The sequence below is a fragment of the Actinotalea ferrariae genome (assembly GCF_019733465.1).
GTDB lineage: Bacteria > Actinomycetota > Actinomycetes > Actinomycetales > Cellulomonadaceae > Actinotalea > Actinotalea ferrariae_A.
Window position 1 is genome coordinate 1 of record NZ_JACVQL010000148.1, and the last position, 18,420, is coordinate 18,420.

At 76.0% G+C, this 18,420-nt stretch carries 18 protein-coding genes; 8 read left to right on the plus strand and 10 right to left on the minus strand.

Going from position 1 to position 18,420, the window contains the following annotated elements; translation table 11 throughout:
- On the plus strand, positions 1-1,394 hold a 1,394-nt coding region (locus ICW40_RS11995), incomplete at its 5' end, for a DMT family transporter (RefSeq protein ID WP_221654254.1).
- A gap of 19 nt (positions 1,395-1,413) precedes the next feature.
- Here the strand turns inward: ICW40_RS11995 and ICW40_RS12000 are convergent.
- The 4 genes from ICW40_RS12000 to glgX all read right to left on the minus strand — a co-directional run bounded on the left by ICW40_RS12000 (position 1,414) and on the right by glgX (position 6,959).
- Positions 1,414-3,135, minus strand: a complete 1,722-nt coding sequence (locus ICW40_RS12000; protein WP_221654255.1) for an FAD-binding dehydrogenase — start codon at positions 3,133-3,135, stop codon at positions 1,414-1,416.
- A 90-nt stretch (positions 3,136-3,225) separates the two neighbouring features.
- Positions 3,226-3,831, minus strand: coding sequence for a hypothetical protein (locus ICW40_RS12005; protein WP_221654256.1), 606 nt, complete (start codon positions 3,829-3,831; stop codon positions 3,226-3,228).
- Positions 3,832-4,110: 279 nt separating this feature from the next.
- Complete coding sequence (locus tag ICW40_RS12010) at positions 4,111-4,644, minus strand: pyridoxamine 5'-phosphate oxidase family protein (protein WP_221654257.1); 534 nt, start codon at positions 4,642-4,644, stop codon at positions 4,111-4,113.
- 122 nt (positions 4,645-4,766) lie between these two features.
- Positions 4,767-6,959: a glycogen debranching protein GlgX gene (gene glgX / locus ICW40_RS12015; protein ID WP_221654258.1), complete on the minus strand. Its 2,193-nt coding sequence runs from the start codon at positions 6,957-6,959 to the stop codon at positions 4,767-4,769.
- A gap of 197 nt (positions 6,960-7,156) precedes the next feature.
- Here glgX and ICW40_RS12020 point away from each other — a divergent pair, with 197 nt between their 5' ends.
- On the plus strand, positions 7,157-7,951 hold the full coding sequence (locus ICW40_RS12020; protein ID WP_221654259.1) for an electron transfer flavoprotein subunit beta/FixA family protein: 795 nt from the start codon (positions 7,157-7,159) through the stop codon (positions 7,949-7,951).
- Between the two features lie 56 nt (positions 7,952-8,007).
- Positions 8,008-8,994 (plus strand): electron transfer flavoprotein subunit alpha/FixB family protein, encoded by a 987-nt coding sequence (locus ICW40_RS12025; RefSeq protein WP_221654260.1) that lies wholly within the window; start codon positions 8,008-8,010, stop codon positions 8,992-8,994.
- 73 nt (positions 8,995-9,067) lie between these two features.
- On the opposite strand, the gene ICW40_RS12030 is transcribed toward ICW40_RS12025, so the two are convergent.
- The gene (locus ICW40_RS12030) at positions 9,068-10,060 is read right to left on the minus strand and encodes a phosphotransferase family protein (protein ID WP_308121771.1); all 993 of its coding nucleotides are present in this window, start codon (positions 10,058-10,060) and stop codon (positions 9,068-9,070) included.
- A gap of 145 nt (positions 10,061-10,205) precedes the next feature.
- On the opposite strand from ICW40_RS12030, the gene ICW40_RS12035 reads away from it, so the two are divergent.
- A complete protein-coding gene (locus ICW40_RS12035; RefSeq protein WP_308121772.1) occupies positions 10,206-11,405 on the plus strand; it encodes a cysteine desulfurase family protein in 1,200 nt (399 codons plus the stop codon).
- A gap of 9 nt (positions 11,406-11,414) precedes the next feature.
- On the opposite strand, the gene ICW40_RS12040 is transcribed toward ICW40_RS12035, so the two are convergent.
- The gene (locus ICW40_RS12040; protein WP_221654261.1) at positions 11,415-11,792 is read right to left on the minus strand and encodes a glyoxalase superfamily protein; all 378 of its coding nucleotides are present in this window, start codon (positions 11,790-11,792) and stop codon (positions 11,415-11,417) included.
- A 106-nt stretch (positions 11,793-11,898) separates the two neighbouring features.
- Here ICW40_RS12040 and ICW40_RS12045 point away from each other — a divergent pair, with 106 nt between their 5' ends.
- The 3 genes from ICW40_RS12045 (at position 11,899) to ICW40_RS12055 (ending at position 15,438) form a co-directional block, all read left to right on the plus strand.
- On the plus strand, positions 11,899-12,585 hold the full coding sequence (locus ICW40_RS12045) for a carboxymuconolactone decarboxylase family protein (RefSeq protein WP_221654262.1): 687 nt from the start codon (positions 11,899-11,901) through the stop codon (positions 12,583-12,585).
- The gene (locus ICW40_RS12050) at positions 12,563-13,489 is read left to right on the plus strand and encodes an RNA polymerase sigma-70 factor (RefSeq protein ID WP_221654263.1); all 927 of its coding nucleotides are present in this window, start codon (positions 12,563-12,565) and stop codon (positions 13,487-13,489) included. The genes ICW40_RS12045 and ICW40_RS12050 overlap by 23 nt, the downstream gene beginning before the upstream one ends.
- Positions 13,490-13,710: 221 nt before the next feature.
- Positions 13,711-15,438 carry a bifunctional 3'-5' exonuclease/DNA polymerase gene (locus ICW40_RS12055; protein ID WP_221654264.1) on the plus strand — a complete coding sequence of 576 codons (1,728 nt, stop codon included), beginning with the start codon at positions 13,711-13,713 and terminating at the stop codon, positions 15,436-15,438.
- Between the two features lie 36 nt (positions 15,439-15,474).
- Here ICW40_RS12055 and ICW40_RS12060 read toward each other — a convergent pair whose 3' ends face one another.
- The 3 genes from ICW40_RS12060 to ICW40_RS12070 form a co-directional block, all read right to left on the minus strand.
- Positions 15,475-15,963, minus strand: a complete 489-nt coding sequence (locus ICW40_RS12060) for a pyridoxamine 5'-phosphate oxidase family protein (protein ID WP_221654265.1) — start codon at positions 15,961-15,963, stop codon at positions 15,475-15,477.
- 189 nt (positions 15,964-16,152) lie between these two features.
- A complete protein-coding gene (locus ICW40_RS12065; protein ID WP_221654266.1) occupies positions 16,153-16,431 on the minus strand; it encodes a hypothetical protein in 279 nt (92 codons plus the stop codon).
- Positions 16,432-16,530: 99 nt separating this feature from the next.
- On the minus strand, positions 16,531-17,394 hold the full coding sequence (locus tag ICW40_RS12070; RefSeq protein WP_221654267.1) for an alpha/beta fold hydrolase: 864 nt from the start codon (positions 17,392-17,394) through the stop codon (positions 16,531-16,533).
- Positions 17,395-17,538: 144 nt separating this feature from the next.
- On the opposite strand from ICW40_RS12070, the gene ICW40_RS12075 reads away from it, so the two are divergent.
- A complete protein-coding gene (locus ICW40_RS12075; RefSeq protein ID WP_221654268.1) occupies positions 17,539-17,940 on the plus strand; it encodes an HNH endonuclease in 402 nt (133 codons plus the stop codon).
- A gap of 68 nt (positions 17,941-18,008) precedes the next feature.
- On the opposite strand, the gene ICW40_RS21025 is transcribed toward ICW40_RS12075, so the two are convergent.
- A complete protein-coding gene (locus tag ICW40_RS21025; RefSeq protein ID WP_308121774.1) occupies positions 18,009-18,410 on the minus strand; it encodes a VOC family protein in 402 nt (133 codons plus the stop codon).
- Positions 18,411-18,420 lie beyond the last annotated feature (10 nt).

The following is an 18,420-nucleotide window of genomic DNA, read 5'->3' on the forward strand; positions in this document are numbered from 1 at the left end:
GCGCCCCGCTCGGCCGTGCGGCCGGCGCTGGCCTCGGTTCGCCGATCCGCGGTGCGGTCCGCCCGGGCCGGGCTGCGCCGCTCATGGTCCTCGGGGCGGCGGTCCTGTGGGGCACGACGGGCACCGCACAGGCGATCGGCGGGGTGCACGACCCCGTCGTCGTGGGCGCCGCTCGGCTCGCCGTCGGCGGGGCGGCCCTCGTGGTCGTGGCACTCGTGACGGGGGCCGGCCCCGCCCTGGCCCGCTGCCTGCGGCGACCGCTGCTCGGATGGACACTGCTCGCCGCCGTCGCGACCGCGGTGTACCAGGCCGCGTTCTTCTCCGCCGTCGCCGGTACCGGCGTCGCCACGGGGACGGTCGTGGCGCTCGGCACCGCACCCGTGGCCACGGGCGTGTGCGGGGCGCTGCTGTTCCGGGAGCGGCTCACGCGTCGGTGGCTGGCTGCGACGGCACTCGCCGTGGCGGGCTGCGTCTGCCTCGTGCTCCTCGGCACGGGCGCCGCCGCGAGCGGCAGCGGCGCGGGCGCGCTGACCGTGCGGCCGGCCGGTGTGGGCCTCGCCGTGCTCGCGGGCGTCTGCTACGCGCTGTACACGTCGGGCGCCAAGGCTCTGCTCGACGCCGACGTGCCGGTGGTCCCGGCGATGGCCGTGACGCTCGGGCTCGGCGCGGTGCTGCTCGCGCCGGTGCTCGTCACACGCGGCGCGGAGCTCGCAGGTGGCCGCTCGTTGCTCCTCGTCGCCTGGCTCGGCCTCGTCACGACCGGCGCCGCGTACCTGTTCTTCGCGCGCGGCCTGCGTCGCCTGCCGGCGGGCACGGTCGGGACCCTGAGCCTCGCCGAGCCGCTCACCGCCGCCGCCCTCGGCCTCCTGGCGCTCGGCGAGCGGCCGCCCGTCGGCGCCGTCGTCGGCGGGGTGAGCCTGCTCGCCGGCCTCGTGCTCGCGGCGGTGAGGCCGACGAGAGCCGAGCGCGACGGGCAGCCCGAGCCGGTTGCCCCTGGGCCGCCGGCTGAGTGGACCGAGCACGACGAACAGGTGGAGGCGGTCCACGCTGTGGCGCCGGCCGGGCGGAGCGAGCCGGTAGAACCCGTCGGGCGAGCGGAGGCTACCGGGGCGGTCGGGCGGCGCGGCGCGGTGGACCGAGCCGAGCGGAGCGAGCCGGGCGAGCCGGTCGGGCGAGCGAAAGCGACCGGGGCGGTCGCACGGCGTGACGCGGAGGAGCGAGCCGAGCGGAGCGAGCCGGTCGAGCCGGTCGGGCGAGCCGAGGTGACCCGGGCGGTCGGGCGGCGCGGCGCGGTGGACCGAGCCGAGCGGACGCGGACGGTCGGGCGCGTCGAGCAGCCGGGGACCAGCGACTCGGTCGGTCGGAGCGAGGCGGCGGAGCCGGTCGCCGGCTGACGTCGTGGGCTGACGGCGCTCAGTCGCCCAGGTGCGCGGCGACCGAGCGGCCGGCGACGCGACCCGAGAACAGGCACCCGCCGAGGAAGGTGCCCTCGAGCGCTCGGTGACCGTGCATGCCGCCCCCGCCGAAGCCGCTGGCCTCGCCTGCCGCCCAGACGCCGTCGAGCACGGTGCCGTCCTCGCGCAGCACGCGACCCTCGAGGTCCGTGTGCAGGCCGCCGAGCGTCTTGCGCGTCAGCACCGAGAGCCGCACGGCGAGCAGCGGCCCGTCGGACGGCTCGAGCAGCGGTGCGGGCGGTGCGACGCGGATGACGCGGTCCACGACGTACCGCCGCGCCATCGCGGTCGCGACGACCTGCGGGTCCTTGCCGAGGCCCGTCGTCACCTGCGCGTCGCGCGCGCGGATGGTGCGCTCAAGGGCCGCGGGGTCGATCCGGTCCTCGCCCGTGAGGGCGTTCATGCCACGGGCGAGGCCTGCGGGCGTGTCCGCCCAGACGAACTCGTCGCTCAGCTCGGCGAACCGCTCGACCGGGAGCACGGCACCCGGGAGGACCCGCTGGAGCACGGCGCGCGTGTCCTTGCCGGTGAGGTCGGGGTTCTGCTCCGAGCCCGACAGGGCGAACTCCGTCGCCATGATTGTCTTGTTGAGGACGAACCACGAGTGGTCGTCACCGCGCGCGACGACGTGCCGCAGCGCACCGAGCGCGTCGAAGCCGGGGAAGAGCGGCGCGGGCAGCCGATCGCCGTCGGCGTCGAGCCACAGCGAGCTGGGGCCGGGCAGGATCCGGATGCCGTGGCGGCTCCACACGGGGGAGTGGTTCGCGATCCCCTCGGGGTAGTGCCACATGCGACCGCCGTGCACGACGGCGCCGCCGGCCGCCGCGGTGGCCGCGATCATGCGTCCGTCGACGTGGTCCGGCACGCCCGAGAGCATGCGGTCCGGGAGCCGCCCGTGGTCGGCCGGCCAGGCCGCCCGCACGAGGTCGTGGTTGCCGCCGATCCCGCCCGACGTCACGACGACCGCGGGTGCGTCGACCTCGAACGTCCCGACGACCTGCCGGCTCGACGGCGCGCCCCGCTCGGCGTCGTCGTCGGCCAGGAGCTCGCCGCGCACGCCCGTCACGCGCCCGCCGGTGGTGACGAGGTCGGTGACGCGGTGGCGGAACCGGAGGTCGGCGAGCCCGGCGGCCCGCGCCTCGCGCAGCGCCGCGACGAACGGCGCGCAGATCGCGGGTCCGGTGCCCCACGTGATGTGGAAGCGCGGCACGGAGTTGCCGTGGCCGCCCGCGAGGTAGCCGCCGCGCTCGGCCCACTGGACCGCAGGGAAGAAGCGGACGCCCTTCCCGTGCAGCCACGCCCGCATCGGGCCCGCCGCGAAGTCCACGAACGCCTCGGCCCAGCGACGCGGGTTGTCGTCGAGCGGGTCGTCCGGGTCGAAGGCCGCGGAGCCGTGCCAGTCGGCGAGCGCGAGCTCGGCGCTGTCCCGCACGCGCAGCCGTCGCTGCTCGGGCGAGTCGACGAGGAACAGCCCGCCGAACGACCACCACGCCTGACCGCCGAGGCTCGCGGCCGGCTCCTGCTCGAGCAGCAGCACCCGTTGGCCGGCCGCGGTCAGCTCGGTGGCGGCGACGAGCCCCGCCAGCCCTGCTCCCACGACGACGGCGTCGACGCCCGCCCGAGGTCCTGCGCCTGAGGCGCGAGCGGATGCGCGAGCGAGCCCGGTGACGACGTCGTCCATGGACCGCACCCTAGGGGCCGTCCGCGATCTCGGGGAGGGCCGTCGGTGTCACGGCGCCGTGCGGCGTCCGCTCGTGTCGACGACCGCGCGTCATGCGTCCGGAGTGGAGCCCCCGGCCGTGGTCGACCGGCGCGCCTCGGACGCGGGGACAGGCGGACGGCGGCCCACCTGCATGCGCGGCACCAGGAGCCCGAGGACGGCGAGACCGGCGACCAGCCCTCCGACCAGCAGAGGCCAGCCCTCCCGCGGGACCTGTGCCCCCGACACGGCGGGCGTCGGGTCGGGCTCGGCGAGCAGGACACCCCTGTGGTGGTCCGGGGCGTCGGACGGACGGGGCCACAGGCCCGTCTCCGACGCGGCGACGAGCGCCGCCACGTCCTCTTCGGCGACCTCGAAGACCGGGTCGCACAGGGACGACTCGAACCCGGGCTCGCGATACGGGATGAGGTAGTGCTCGCCGATCTCCAGGGGACTGCTCCACTCGTCCCGCGGGCGCTCGACCTCGACCCGGCGGGGCACCGGCGGACCGAACGCCCCGGTGACGTCGAGCTGCGTGACGTACGGCCCGCTCGTCGGGTCCCCGACCTCGGTCACCGTCCCAAGGACGACACCCGCGTACGCCCCGCGCCAGTCCTCGGGCGTCGCCCTCGCCCCGGTCGCCACGGTCCCCGGCGCGCTCCCGGCCGCGAATCCCATCGCGTCGAACTCGAAGGGCGCGCAGCTCAGGGCCACTGCTGGGGCCGCAGGTCCCGCCAGGGGAAGGGTCAGTGCTGCGGCGACCGTGAGAGCGGCGCGCCGACGGGGGGTGCGACGTGTGCCCGAGGCCCCGCGGACCTGGGTCTCGGACCGGACGTCATCGCGCACGCGTGCTCCACACCTCGGATCGGCTGTCTACCGGACGTATGTCGTCGCGCCCACCGACCTTGCGCGCGGCGTCAGACCCCCGTCCCGTGCCGCGCTGGGCACGCCCCGCGCTCAGAACCGGTACGTCGTCTGCCCGTGCTCGTCCCCGAAGACGATCGCCTTCGTGGGCAGGACGCGGAACACGCGGGCGCGGCCCCTCGCGCTGAGGTCCGGACCCGCCTCGACGAACTCCTCGCCGTCCACCTCGAAGTGCCAGTCGTCGCCGTACTTGGCGTACCAGGCGGCGGCGAGCTCCCCCAGGTCTTCGGCGTCCGTGACGTGCACCGCCGTGCCCTCGACGACGACGTCCTTGCCGGTCCTCCAGCCGTCGGCGCCCGTCGCGCCGGTCGTCATGGCGACGTGCGGGTTGCCCCTCAGGTTCCGGTGCTTCTGCTCCTCGGCGCCCGTGCAGAACGCGAAGCTGCCGTCCCGCCACACGCCCACGAGCGGGACCGCGTGGGGACGGCCGTCGGCGCGCACGGTGACGATCCAGTACAGCTGCGCCTCGGTGAGCAGGCGCTCGACGGCCTCCCACGGGGGCGGCTCGGCCGTCGCGTCGCCGTACCGCGGGTCGATCACTCCGGTGCTCGTGCGTGGTGCGTCCATGCACGGTCCGACCAGCCGGGCGCGCCCAACTCATCGGCCTCGTCGGCCCTGGCAGGCGCAGGTCCGGGCAGGCGCAGGTCCGGGCAGGCGCACCGTCCTGGCCGCCGCAGGTCCCGGCGGGCTCAGGTCGTGTAGACCCGCATGCTCAGCGGGTCGAGCGCCGTGCGCTCGCCGGCGGCCGGGTGGAGGACCCCGTTGATCGCGGCGCTGCGCTGCTCCTCGGGGTGCTCCCACGTCGAGTCCCAGCGCAGCTCCCAGCGCTCCTGGGGTCCGCGCGCGAGCACGACCTCGGCGACGTCGAGCGTGCCGTTCACCACGAGCAGCGCGCTCGCGCCCGACGGCGTCGAGCGCACCATCTGCAGCGTGCGCACGCCCGCGTCGTGCCAGGTGTGGTGGTCGAACGGGCCGCCGTCGGCGAGCCGCCAGTCGAGGTCGGGCCACGGCGCGCCGGCCCGCGGCTGGCCGCGGAAGAAGCTGCTCGTGCGCAGGGCGGGGTGCGTGCTGCGCAGCCGCAGCAGGTGGCGCGTCGTGGCCAGCAGGTCCCGCTGCCACGGCTCGAGCTCCCAGTCGACCCACGACGTCTCGTCGTCGAGGCAGTAGGCGTTGTTGTTGCCGCGCTGGGTCCGGCCGATCTCGTCGCCCGCGGTGATCATGGGCGTGCCCGCGGCGAGCAGCAGCGTGCCCAGCAGGTTGCGCATCGACCGGCGACGCAGCGGCATGACCTCGGGGACGACGACCTCGTCGCGCACCGGTCCTTCGACGCCGTGGTTCCACGAGCGGTTGTCGTCCGTGCCGTCCCGGTTCTGCTCTCCGTTGGCCTCGTTGCGCTTGTGCTCGTAGGAGACGAGGTCGGCGAGCGTGAAGCCGTCGTGCGCGGTGACGTAGTTGATCGAGGCCACGACGCCGCGCATGAGCGGCGGGTCGCTGTAGCCGAACAGGTCGGCCGAGCCCGCGAGCCGCGTCGCGAGGTCCCGCACGCCGTGGCCCGGTCGTCCGTGCGCCGCCTGGGCGGGGTCCGCGAGCCAGAACGAGCGGACCGCGTTGCGGAAGCGGTCGTTCCACTCGCCGAGCGGTTCGGGGAACGCACCCGTGCGCCAGCCGCCCGGGCCGACGTCCCACGGCTCCGCGATGAGCTTGGTGCCGGCGAGGACGGGGTCGGTCTGCAGGGCGACGAGGAACGGGTGGTGGGGCGTGAAGCCGTCGTCGTCCCGCCCGAGCGTCACGGCGAGGTCGAACCGGAACCCGTCGACGCCGACGTCGGCGACCCAGTAGCGCAGCGAGTCGAGCGCCATCTGCACGACGCGCGGCCGGCGGAAGTCGAGCGAGTTGCCGCACCCGGTGACGTCGGCGAAGCGCGCGGGCGTGCCGCCGTCGTGCAGGTAGTAGACGGTCGGGTCGAGGCCCCGCCAGCTCAGCTGGAGCCCGTCGGTACCGCCCTCGCACGTGTGGTTGTAGACGACGTCGAGCAGCACCTCGAGGCCCGCCTGGTGCAGCAGGTGGACCATGCCCTTGACCTCGGCGAGGACGGCCTGCGGGCCGGCCTCCTGCGCTGCGCGCGTCGCGTAGCGCGGCTCGGGGGCGAAGAAGCCGAGCGTGTTGTAGCCCCAGTAGTTCGTCAGTCCGCGGCGCACGAGGTGCGGCTCGCTCGCCGCCGCGTGGATCGGCAGGAGCTCGATCGTCGTGACGCCGAGCCCGCGCAGGTGGTCGATCGTCGCGGGGTGCGCCAGGCCCGCGTACGTGCCGCGCAGCTCGGGCGGGACGCCGGGCAGGCGCATGGTCAGCCCGCGCACGTGCGCCTCGTAGATGACGGTGTCCTCCCAGGCGACCTGGGGCCTGGGGACGGGCGGCGCGTCGAACCGGTCGTCGACGACCACGGAGTGGGGGACGGCGCCGCGCGAGTCGGTCGGGTCGAGCTCCGGGGTGGAGCCCGGCGAGCCGCCGTGCTCGTCGACGCGGTGCCCGTGCACCGCCTGCCCGAGCACGACCTCACCCGTCAGGCCGCGCGCGTAGGGGTCGACGAGGAGCTTGGCCGGGTTGTACCGCAGGCCCGCGGCGGGGTCCCACCGGCCGTGCGCACGGAAGCCGTAGCGCTGACCTGCCTCGACCCCCGGGACATGGGCGTGCCACACACCGTGCTGCGGGCCGCGCAGAGCGATCCGCCGCTCGGCCCAGCCGTCCGACGACGACGGGTCCGGGTGGAGCAGGCACAGCTCGACCGCGTCGGCGTGCGACGCGAGGACCGCGACGTCGGCGCCGCCGTCGACGAGGTGGACGCCGAGGCGGTGGGGGGCGCGGGGCACCGGGGGAGCGCTCACAAGGGAACAGTGTGGACCACGTCGCCGCGGCGTCGGGTCGGATGCCCGCCCGCCCCGCGTCCCCCGCGACCGGCTGCGACGCTCACGCGCTCCGGCGTCCCCGCGGCCGGCTGCGACGCCCGCGCGTCGACGCAGCGGTAGCCTTCCGGAGGTCGACGAGGGGCGGGTCCGGACCCGCCGGAGTGGAGAGCGTGCTGATGAGGATCGTCGTGTGCGTCAAGCACGTGCCCGACCTGCAGGCCGAGCGCGGGTTCACCGAGGAGGGCCGCGTCGACCGCAGCCAGGGTGACGGAACCCTCAACGAGCTCGACGAGAACGCGGTCGAGGCGGCGGTGTCGATCGTCGAGGAGCACGGCGGCGAGGTCGTCGCCGTCACCATGGGCCCCGCCGACGCCGAGGACGCCGTGCGCCGGGCGCTGCAGATGGGCGCCGAGGCCGCCGTCCACGTGGTCGACGACGCCCTCGAGGGCTCGGACGCGTTCGGCACCGCGCGCGTGCTCGCCGCGGCCGTCCGCAAGCTCGAGGAGGACGGGCCGGTCGACCTGGTCGTCACGGGCATGGCGGCGCTCGACGGGCTCATGTCCGTCGTGCCGACGCTCCTGGCCGGGCACCTGCGGCTGCCGCAGGCGACCCTCGCGGCCGAGCTCACGGTCGACGCCGCCGCGCGCACGGTGCGCGTGCGGCGCGAGCTCGACCACGCGAGCGAGGTCGTCGAGGCGACGCTGCCCGCGCTCGTGAGCGTGACGGACCAGTCGAACCAGCCGCGCTACCCGAACTTCAAGGCCATCATGGCGGCGCGCAAGAAGGCCGTGACGACGTGGTCCCTCGCCGACCTCGGCATCGCGGCGACGGAGGTCGGCGCCGCCGGCGCGCGGACGCAGGTCCTCGAGGCCGCGCCCCGACCGCCGCGCGAGAACCGCGTGCTCGTCACCGACGAGGGCGACGCCGGCACCCGGCTCGCCGCCTTCCTCGTCGAGAACCGCCTCGTCTGACCCGCACCGCCGCACCGATGGACCACCAGCCCGAACGACCGCCTGCCGGAGGACCGATGACCGACCCGACGCCCGCACCCGTGCTCGTGGTCGTCGACCACCACGGCGACGCGCCGCGCTCCTCGGCGTACGAGCTGCTCACGGCGGGACGCGCGCTGGGCCCGCTCGAGGCCGTCTGGATCGGCACGGCACCCGACGCCGCCGTCGAGCGGCTCGGGGCGTGGGGCGTCACGCGGGTGCACGAGCTGCCGGAGGCGGCCGACCTGCTCCCGCCCGAGCGCGGCGAGGCCCTGGCCGCGGTGGTCGAGGCCACGGGGGCCGCGACGGTGCTCCTCGCGTCGACGTTCGAGAACAAGGAGACGGCCGCCCGCCTCGCACTCGCGACCGGCGCGGGTCTCATGGTGGACTGCGCGGCCCTGGAGGCTGGCCCCGAGGGTCGCCCCGTGGCCGTGCAGCAGGCGTTCGCGGCCACGTGGACGCTGCGCGCCCAGGCGACGGTGCCCCGGGTCGTGGCCGCGCTCAAGCCGAACGCCGTCCAGGCCGTGGCGCCCGAGGGTGTGGGCGCGGTGTCGGGCCGGCCCGAGGTGGTCCGGCACGACGTCGCCCCGGCGCAGGCACCGGCCGCGCGCCTGGTCGAGCGCACGCCGCGCGCCGCCTCGGACCGACCGGACCTGGGCGAGGCGCAGGTCGTCGTCGTCGGCGGCCGCGGGACGAACGGCGACTTCTCGCCGGTCGAGGACCTGGCCGACGCGCTCGGCGGAGCGGTCGGCGCGACGCGCGTCGCGACCGACGAGGGCTGGATCGGCCACGAGGCGCAGATCGGCCAGACCGGCGTCACCATCTCGCCCCGGCTCTACATCGGTGCCGGCGTCTCGGGCGCGGTGCACCACCGTGGCGGCATGCAGTCGTCCGGCACGATCGTCGCCGTCAACTCGGACCCCGAGTCGCCGATCTTCGAGATCGCCGACTTCGGCGTGGTGGGAGACCTGTTCACGGTGCTGCCGCAGGCGGCCGCGGAGATCCGCCGGGTCAAGCAGGGCTGACCGGGCCGGGCACCGGCCGGCACCGGCCGGCACCGGTTCAGCCTCCAGGCCCGGGCTCCGCCGGGCGCTGCGTTCAGAGGTAGCGCAGCCACCCGAGCGCGGCGACGCCCTGCGCGCGCTGGAACGCCCGCAGGTTGGCGATCCCTCGGGGCGCGGGCTGGACCGAGCCCTCGATGAAGTACCCCGTGATCCCCGCGAGCACGGCGCGCACGGCGTCGGGGTCGGCGCCGGCGGCGTTGGGGTGGGCGGCGAAGATCTCCGCCGCGTCACCGCCGCCCTGCATCACGACGCTCGGCAGCATGCCGAGCAGGTCGAACCAGCGTGCCCCGGCCGTCGCGGCGTGGGGCCAGTCGATGAGCCACACCGGGCCGTCGGGCCCGCCCGGGCCGAGCATGATGTTGTCGCCGCGCAGGTCGCCGTGCACGAGGCTGTCGCCCGCGGCGGCGGGCACGGCGTCCGACGCCCAGCCGACGAGCTGCTCGAGGTGGCTCAGGAGCCACTCCCCGTGGGGACCGGCCCCGAGGACCGCCCGGTCCACCGCCGCGCCGTCGGCCTCGAGCCGCGCCCAGCCCTCGACCACGCCGGAGATCGAGTCGCCGAGCGTCACGAGGCCCGCGGGTCCCGGCGTGCCGGCGTCGGCGAGCTGGGTGATCGCCCGGAGCACCCGGTCGAGGTCCTCGCGCCGCCACGGCAGCACCGGCGACGAGCCCTCGACGCTCTCGAAGCCCAGGAGCACCCAGGAGCCGTCGTCGTGCGACCACAGGAGGCGCGGCGCAGGCACGCCCGCGGGCAGGGCGCCGGCCACGACCGCCTCGGCGCGGGCCAGCTCGGGGGAGTCCGGGTTCTGCTCGGGCGAGACGGCCTTGACGAACACCTCGGTGCCGTCGGCGAGCTCGAGGATCGCCGCGTAGCCGGGGCTGAACCCGCTCGTCGCGCTCGTCTCGGACGTCACCTGGGCGCCCGCGAGCTCCGCGATGCGTGCCCGGACCTCGCGCGGGAGGTCGGCCCAGCCGAGGCGGGTCCCGCTGAAGGCAGGCGGTGCGCTCAGCGGCGGCGGCGGGGTCACGGGCGTGATTCTGCCAGCCGCGAGCCCCGCACGGCCGTGACGTGTCGCGCGTGGTACGGGTGGATTCCGTGCAGGGGGTGTGGTGCGGCGGGTGCGTGCGGCCTCGACCGGGCGGTGGGCGGCCCCGCTCCTAGACTCGTGACCCGTGACGTACTTCGACCACGCGGCGACCACGCCCATGCGCCCGCGGGCGCTGGACGCCATGGTCGAGCAGCTCGGGCGCACGGGCAACGCGTCGTCGCTGCACGACGCGGGACGCGCCGCGCGCCGGGTCGTCGAGGAGTCGCGCGAGCTGCTTGCCGCGCGGCTCGGGGCGCGGCCGAGCGAGGTCGTCCTCGTGGCGGGCGGGACCGAGGCCGACAACCTCGCCGTCAAGGGCGTCTACTGGTCGCGACGCGAGGCTGACTCGCGCCGCCGGCGGGTGCTCGTGTCGGCGGTCGAGCACCACGCGGTGCTCGACCCGGCGCGGTGGCTGGGCACGCACGCCGACGCCGACGTCGTGCTGCTGCCCGTGGACGCGCACGGGCGCGTCGACGTGGACGCGCTGCGCGCGGAGCTCGCGGCGCACGCGGACGAGGTCGCGCTGGTCAGCGTCATGTGGGCGAACAACGAGATCGGCACCGTCCAGCCCGTGCGCGAGGTGGTGGACGCCGCCCGGCAGCACGGCGTCCCCGTGCACGCCGACGCCGTCCAGGCCGTCGCCCAGCTCGACGTCGACTTCGCCTCGAGCGGCCTCGACGCGCTCACCGTCTCGGCGCACAAGGTGGGCGGCCCCGTCGGCATCGGCGCCCTGCTGGCCCGACGCGACCTCGCGATGAGCCCTCTCCTGCACGGCGGGGGGCAGGAGCGCGGGGTCCGCTCGGGCACGGTGGACGTCGCCGCAGCGCGCGCCTTCGCGGTCGCGGTGGACGAGGCGGTCGACGCCCGGCCCGCGGAGGCCCGGCGGCTCGCTGCGCTGCGGGACCGGCTCGTGGACGAGGTGCTCCGCGTCGTCCCGGAGGCGGTCCTCCGCGGTCCGGCGCTCGACGGGTCCGAGGCCGCGACCGCGCCGGCGCGCCTGCCGGCGAACGCGCACCTGACGTTCCCCGGCTGCGAGGGCGACTCGCTGCTCTACCTGCTCGACTCCGCGGGCATCAGGACGTCGACGGGCTCGGCGTGCCGGGCGGGCGTGCCGCAGCCGTCGCACGTGCTGCTCGCGTGCGGCGTCGGCGGGGCAGACGCGCGCGGCGCGCTCCGCTTCTCGCTCGGGTGGACCTCGACCGACGACGACGTCGACGCGCTCGTCGCAGCGCTCCCGGGCGTCGTCGAGCGGGCCCGCGCGGCGGGTCTCGCGACGGCCGGCTGACGACGCGCGTCAGGCTCCCGACCGCGTGGCCTGGACGACGATGCCGTTGCCGTCCGGGTCGTCGAAGGTCACGAAGCGCCCCCACGGCGCCTCCTGGATGCCTCCGTCGGCGAGCGCGACGCCGCGTCGCTCGAGCTCCGCGACGTCCGCGTCGAGGTCGTCGCTCTCCAGGACGAGCCCCTTGCTCGACCCGGGCGGCATCGTGGGGAACCACGTGACGAGCGTGATCGACGTCTGCCCGCCGGGGAGCCCGACCTCGACCCACCGGTCGGGTCCCATGGGGTTGTCGCGGACGACCTCGAAGCCGAGGACGTCGACGTAGAAGGCGCGCGCACGGTCCTGGTCGCGCACGGGGAGCGAGAGCAGCCGGACGTGGGTGATCGCCATCCCTCGGAGGCTAGCGACGGACCGTCCTCGCGGGGAGGGGGTGTCACACGCGGGGCGGCGTCGGTGTCTCCATGTCGGCTCACCCGCCACCGACGAAGGAGACGACATGACCAGCGAGGCCCGCATCCCCCCGACCGAGATCACCGGCGCGTACGGAGCCGTCGTGAAGCTCGCCTCCCGCCGCATGGTCGGTCACGTCCCCCGCTCGCTGGGCGTGCTGTGGCACCACCGCGCGGTCATGAAGGACGCCATGGGCGTCGGGCGCAAGATCGAGGGCTGGAAGGAGCTCGACCGGGACCTGGCGACGTACGCGGTCATGGCGGCCGCCGCGACGATCGGCTGCTCCTTCTGCCTCGACCTCAACTACTTCATGTCGCGCGACCGCGGGCTCGACGAGGCGAAGGTGCGCGAGGTGCCTCGCTGGCGCGAGTCGTCCGAGTTCAGCCCGCGCGAGCGCAGGGTCATGGAGTACGCCGAGGCCGCGAGCGCGACGCCGCCCGCCGTGACCGACGAGCTGTCCGACGCCCTGCTGGCCGACCTCGGGCCCGCGGCGCTCGTGGAGCTCGCGGCACGCGTCGCGTTCATGAACATGTCGGCACGCATGAACGTCGCGCTCGGCATCCGCTCGGAGGAGTTCGCCGCGTCGTGCGGTTTGCCGCCGCTCGCGGCGTCGTCGGCCGGCTCGGGTGCCGGTGCCGGTGCCGGTGCCGGTGCCAGTGCGGGCACGGGTTCGGGTGCCCGTTCATCGGTCGGCTCGGGTGCCGCTTCGGATGCCGGTTCGCGTGCCCGGTAGCGTCGCGCGCGTGGCCAGCGTCCCGCGTGCCGACGACGACCCGTTCGTCCTGCACCGGCGCCTGCTGTTCACCGTCGCCTACGAGATGCTCGGCTCGGCCGCGGACGCCGAGGACGTGCTCCAGGAGTCCTGGCTCCGGTGGTCCGCGGTCGACCGGTCCGAGGTGCACGAGCCGCGCGCCTACCTCGTGCGCGTCGTCACGCGGCAGGCGCTCAACCACCTGCGCACGCTGGCGCGGCGTCGTGAGGACTACGTCGGCGAGTGGCTTCCTGAGCCGCTGCTCACCGGTCCCGACGTCGCGGCCGACGTCGAGCTCGCGGAGAGCCTGTCCATCGCGATGCTCACGGTCCTCGAGACGCTCGGGCCGGCGGAGCGCGCGGTGTTCGTGCTGCGCGAGGTCTTCGACGTGCCGTACGGGGAGATCGCCGAGGCCGTCGGGAAGACGCCGGCCGCGGTCCGGCAGATCGCGCACCGGGCGAAGGAGCACGTCGCGGAGCGCCGTCCCCGGGTGCGCGTCCTGCGCGCCGAGCACGAGCGGGTGGTGGAACGGCTCGCGGCAGCGCTCAACTCGGGCGACGTGCAGGGCCTTCTCGACGTGATGGCGCCCGACGTCGTGGCGGTCGCGGACGGCGGCGGGAAGGTGCAGGGGGCGGCGCGGCGGCCCGTCACGGGTGCCGTGCGGCTCGTCCGGTACCTCGTCGGCGGGATGGCGAAGGTCCCCGGCGTGGTCCGCGCCGTCGTGACGCAGGTCAACGGCCACCCCGGGATCCGGATGGAGCTGGACGGGGAGCTCGTCGGCGTGGTCAGCGTCACCGTCGTCGACGGCCGTGTCAGCCGGGTCTACTCGGTCGCGAACCCCGACAAGCTCCGGGGGTTCGACGCGGAGGCCCGGCTCAGCCGGTGAAGGTCTGAGCCGGTGAGAGCCTGAGCCGGTCAGAACCCGAGCCGGTGAGGGTCCTGAGCCGGTGAGAGCCTGAGCCGGTCAGAACCTGAGCCGGTGAGCCCTGAGCCGGTGAGGGCCCGTGCCGGTGCGGGCGTCGCGCGGTGAGCGCTTCGTGCTGGTGACGCGTCGCGTGTCGGTGGGCGGACCGCGTCGCGTGTCGGTGGGCGGCCCGACAATGGGGCGTGTCCTTCGTCGTGGTGCTCGACGACGCCGCCCGGGCGGGCGGGGTCGTCCTGCAGGAGACGGCGGACGACGGCACGGTGCTCGACCGCACGCACGTCGACGCCGCGGACCTCGCCGGTGCGGTGGCCGCGCGCGAGGCGGGCTCCCGTGGCGCGCCGTCGCACCGGGAGGGCGCGGCGTCGCATCAGGGCGGCGCGACGGCGGCTCCGCGCTGGGTCTGGGACGACACCGCCCGGCGTTACCCCGCGCTGCTCGCCGCGGGCGTCCGGGTCGACCGGTGCCACGACCTGCGGCTGTGCCACACGATCCTGCGCCGCAGCGTGCTCTGCGCGGGCTCCGAGCTGGCGCGCGCGCCAGCCGGCCCGTGGGACGAGGCGTCGCCCGACGCGCCGTCGGCCGCCGCGGGGACGCTGTTCGACGACGACCCGGTGCCGGACCCGCGGACGCGCTCGCTCGACGCGGCCGCCGAGCTCGCGCGGCAGCTCGCCGCCGTCGCGGGCTCGAGCGAGCCGGGACGCCTCCGGCTCCTGCTGGCCGCCGAGTCGACCGGGGCGCTCATCGCGGCCGAGATGCGGCACGACGGCATGCCGTGGGACGTCGACGTGCACGACCGGGCACTCACCGAGGCGCTCGGCGAGCGGCCGCGCGGTGGCGGGCGCCCCCCGAGGCTCGCGGCGCTCGCCGACGAGGTACGTTCCGCGCTCGACCGCCCGGGTCTCAACGTCGACTCGCAGACGGACCTGCTCTCGGCGCTGCGCTCGGCCGGGCTCGACGTCGCCTCGACGCGCAAGGGCGAGATCCGGCGGCTCGACCACCCCGTCGTCGAGCCCCTGCTCGAGTACAAGAAGCTCGCCCGGCTGCTGAGCGCCAACGGCTGGGCGTGGATGGAGCAGTGGGTGCACGACGGGCGCTTCCGTCCCGACTACGTGCCGGGCGGGGTCGTGACCGGCCGATGGGCGACGAGCGGCGGGGGAGCCCTCCAGCTGCCGGCGGGCGTCCGCGCTGCCGTGCGGGCGGACCCGGGGTGGCGGCTCGTCGTCGCCGACGCGGCCCAGCTCGAGCCGCGCGTGCTGGCCGCGATGTCGGGCGACACCGCGATGGCCGCCGCGGGGCGCCAGGCCGACCTCTACCAGGGGCTCGTCGAGGCGCGCGTGGTCGAGACCCGCGAGCAGGCCAAGTACGCGATGCTCGGCGCCATCTACGGTGCGACGACCGGGACGAGCGGGGCGCTCATGCCGCGGCTGACCCGCGCCTACCCGCGGGCGATCGGGCTCGTCGAGGAGGCCGCGCGGGCCGGCGAGCGCGGCGAGGCGGTGTCGACCTGGCTGGGCCGCACGTCACCGCGCCCCGGCGGCGCGTTCCTCGACGCGCTGCGGGCGGCGTCGAGCGAGGGCGCCGACGCCGAGGACGTCCGCTCGGTGCGCCGTCGTGCGCGCGACTGGGGGCGCTTCACGCGCAACTTCGTCGTCCAGGGCACGGCCGCCGAGTGGGCGCTGTGCTGGATGGCGTCGCTGCGGCGGCGTCTGCGCGCGATCGAGGGCCGGCCGCACCTCGTCTTCTTCCTGCACGACGAGGTCATGGTCCACGCGCCGGCGGACGTCGCCGACGACGTCGCCCGGGCCGTGCGCGAGGCCGCGGTGGAGGCGGGACGCCTGCTCTTCGGCGCCTCGCCGGTCGAGTTCCAGGTCAGCGTGTCCGTGGTCGAGAGCTACGACCGCGCGAAGTGACGAGGTGCCGTCGGCGCCCGATGCGCCGGGCGGGCGTCAGAGGTCGACGCGCTCGTTCTCGCCGCCCTCGTAGCGCTCACCCGTCGCCTTGGCCTTGACGAAGCTGATGAGGGTCGCGATGCGACCACCGGGGGAGTCCCAGTACTCCGCGGAGTCCGCCTCGACGCGGATCAGGGCGACCTCGGGGGTGTCGGGCCCACCGGGCAGCCACGCCTCGACGAACGCGTTCCACAGCTCGCGCTTCTTGGCGTCGTCCTCGACCACGCGGGCGCGGCCGGTCAGCGACACCCACGTCGAGCCAGAGCCGACCGTGACGTTGACCTGCGGGTTCACGCCGATCTGGGTGACCTTGCGCGAGCCCCGCTCGGCGAAGAACCACAGGTCGCCGTCGAACTCGACCTCCTGGAGACCCATCGGCCGGCTCATGAGCGTGCCGTCGGGCGCCGTCGTCGTGAGCATCGCGATCCGCTGGCCCTTGATCAGCTCGGCGACCGTGCGCGTGCCGTCGTCGGGGGTCGTGGTCATGGTGGGGTGCCTCGCTCTGCTCGTGGGCGCTGTGGTGACGCGCGCTCCCGTGAGGAGCGCTGTGAGCGTCGGCGTCCATCGTGCGTCGAGGTGCGCCCGGCCGCGCGGCGAGGCGGCCGGGTCTTCAGAGGCGGCCCGACCGTCAGGGGAGCACGGACGCGTGTCGGCAGAGCGGTGGGGCGGAGGCGCTCAGACGGGTCCGACGAGGAGCGCCTCGGCCTCGGCGACGAGCGAGTCGGCGACGTCCTGCATCAGCGCCTGGCAGGAGTCCCAGGCCTCCTCCTCGACGTCGCTCGCGCCGCGCACGTGCGCCTCGAGCCCCTCGAGGAACGCGCGGTAGAGCGGGCTCGTCGGGTCCCCGAACATGAGCGGCGCGGCGAGCACGAACCGGCCGGCCCACTCGTCGCCGAACGAGCGGCGGATGCCGGCGTGCGTGTCGGCGAAGCCGGGCTGCTGCGTGATGTCCATGCGCCCCTCATCGGCCGCTGCCGCGGTGCTGCTGAGGCGCGGGGCGGGTGGTCCCGGAGTGTGAGACGGACCGGCAGGTGCGGGCGGCAGGGCCGCGCGTCAGGCCGAGCGCTCGGCGAGCCAGGCGACGACGTCGTCGTAGGCCTGCAGGACCGAGACGTGGCCGTCGTCGGGCAGCTCGCGGTGCTCGGCCTGCGGCATCGCCTCGGCGAGCCACCGGGAGTGCGACGCGGGGACCATCCGGTCGCGAGCCCCGTGCACGAGCAGGGCCGGCACGGAGACCGCCGCGGGGTCGAAGCCCCAGGGGTTCACGAAGGCGACGTCGTCGTCGACGAGGCCGTCGGCACCCGCCGCCTCGGCCTGCTGGGCGTCCGTCCCGAGGGCGGACCAGGTGCCCTCGAGCGCGACCCAGTCGCGGTCGACGAAGGCGGCCGGGTCGAACTCGTCGATCTCGGCGTACTCGGCGCGCGCAGCGCGGCCGAGGGTCGCCGCCCGCAGCGCCGCGTCGGACGCCATGCCCTCGAACCAGGCGTCGACGTCGGCCGGCGCTGCGGACGCCGGGAACGGCGCGAGGCCCGAGATCGAGGCGACGGCGGTGACGCGACCCGGGAGGAGGGCCGCGCAGGCGAGCGCGTGCGGGCCGCCGCCGGAGTGGCCGAGCGTCGCGAAGCGGTCGACGCCCAGCGCGTCGACGACGCGGGCGACGTCGTCGGCCGCCGAGGCCACGTCGCGACCGGGCTGCGGCGTCGACCGGCCGTAGGAGGGCCGGGCGTACGTGACGAGCGCGACGCCGTGCGCGGCCGCGCCGGCGAGGAGAGGCTCGACGAGTCGCCCCGTGTGCGGGGACCCGTGGTGCCACACCAGGACGGGTCCGCGCCGGGCCGAGGTCCGGTGCTCGTCGAGGGTGTGGTGCACCTCGAGCGTGCGTCCGTCGGGCCGGGTGACGTCCGTCGCGGTGACCACGGAGCGACGCTATCGGGACCGGTGCGACGAGAGAACAGCGAGGTGCCGACGAGTGGACGGCGAGGTCCGCAGCCGACGAGGACGCGGACGGGTGGTCGGCCGACGCGGCGGGCGCACGGCAGGACGTCGACGTAGCCTCGCCGCATGGCCGCGGGCGGTGCGCACCAGCCGGGCCGGGCCGAGCGGCTCGTCCTGGCGCTCGCGCGCGACGGGGCGCGCTGCGTGTGGTGCGGCCGGGAGCTCGGCGGGCTCGTCGCGGCGACGCGCGAGCACCTCGTGCCGCGCGCCAAGGGCGGGCCGTCATGGCTCGAGAACGAGGTGCCCGCGTGCCGTCGCTGCAACGCCGAGCGCGGGCACCGCGGCGTCGTCGAGTGGCTCGAGGAGTGCGAGCGACGCGGCTGGGCACCCGACGCCCCGGGCGTCGAACGCCGGTTGATCGCGCTCGCGGGGGAGATCGCGGAGCGCGGCGGCCAGCGACGGGCGCGGGCCTACGTCGACGCGCAGCTCCGCCGGCTGTCGCGGCGCACGGCAGGCGGCGCGGTCTGAGGTGGACGCCCGCTCACGCGAGCGAGGGGGCGCGGCGGCGGGCACGGCGACCGGTGCGGGGAGGACGCTCAGGGCGCGAAGCAGCAGAGCTCGTTGCCCTCGGGGTCGGCGAGCACGTCCCAGCGGATCTCGTCGTCGCGGGCCCGGACGAGCGTCGCGCCTGCGGCCAGCAGCGCGTCGCGGTCGCCGACGACGTCGACGTGCATCCGGTTCTTGACCACCTTCGGCTCGGGCACGGGGTTGATCCACAGGTCGGGGCCGTGGCCGGCCGGGTCGACGAGCAGCACGGGGTCCCCCGGAGGCCGTGCCCCCGCGCCGTCGCGCGGACGGGCCCGTCGGTAGCCCAGCGCGGTGCACCACCAGTCCGCGAGGTGCTGGTGGTCGCGCGCGTCCAGGCAGAGGTCCTTGAACCGCGCCGGCGGGTGGTCGGCCTCGGTGCCGGTCGCGGCGGGGGCGGCGGTGTCGCTCACGACCGCAGTC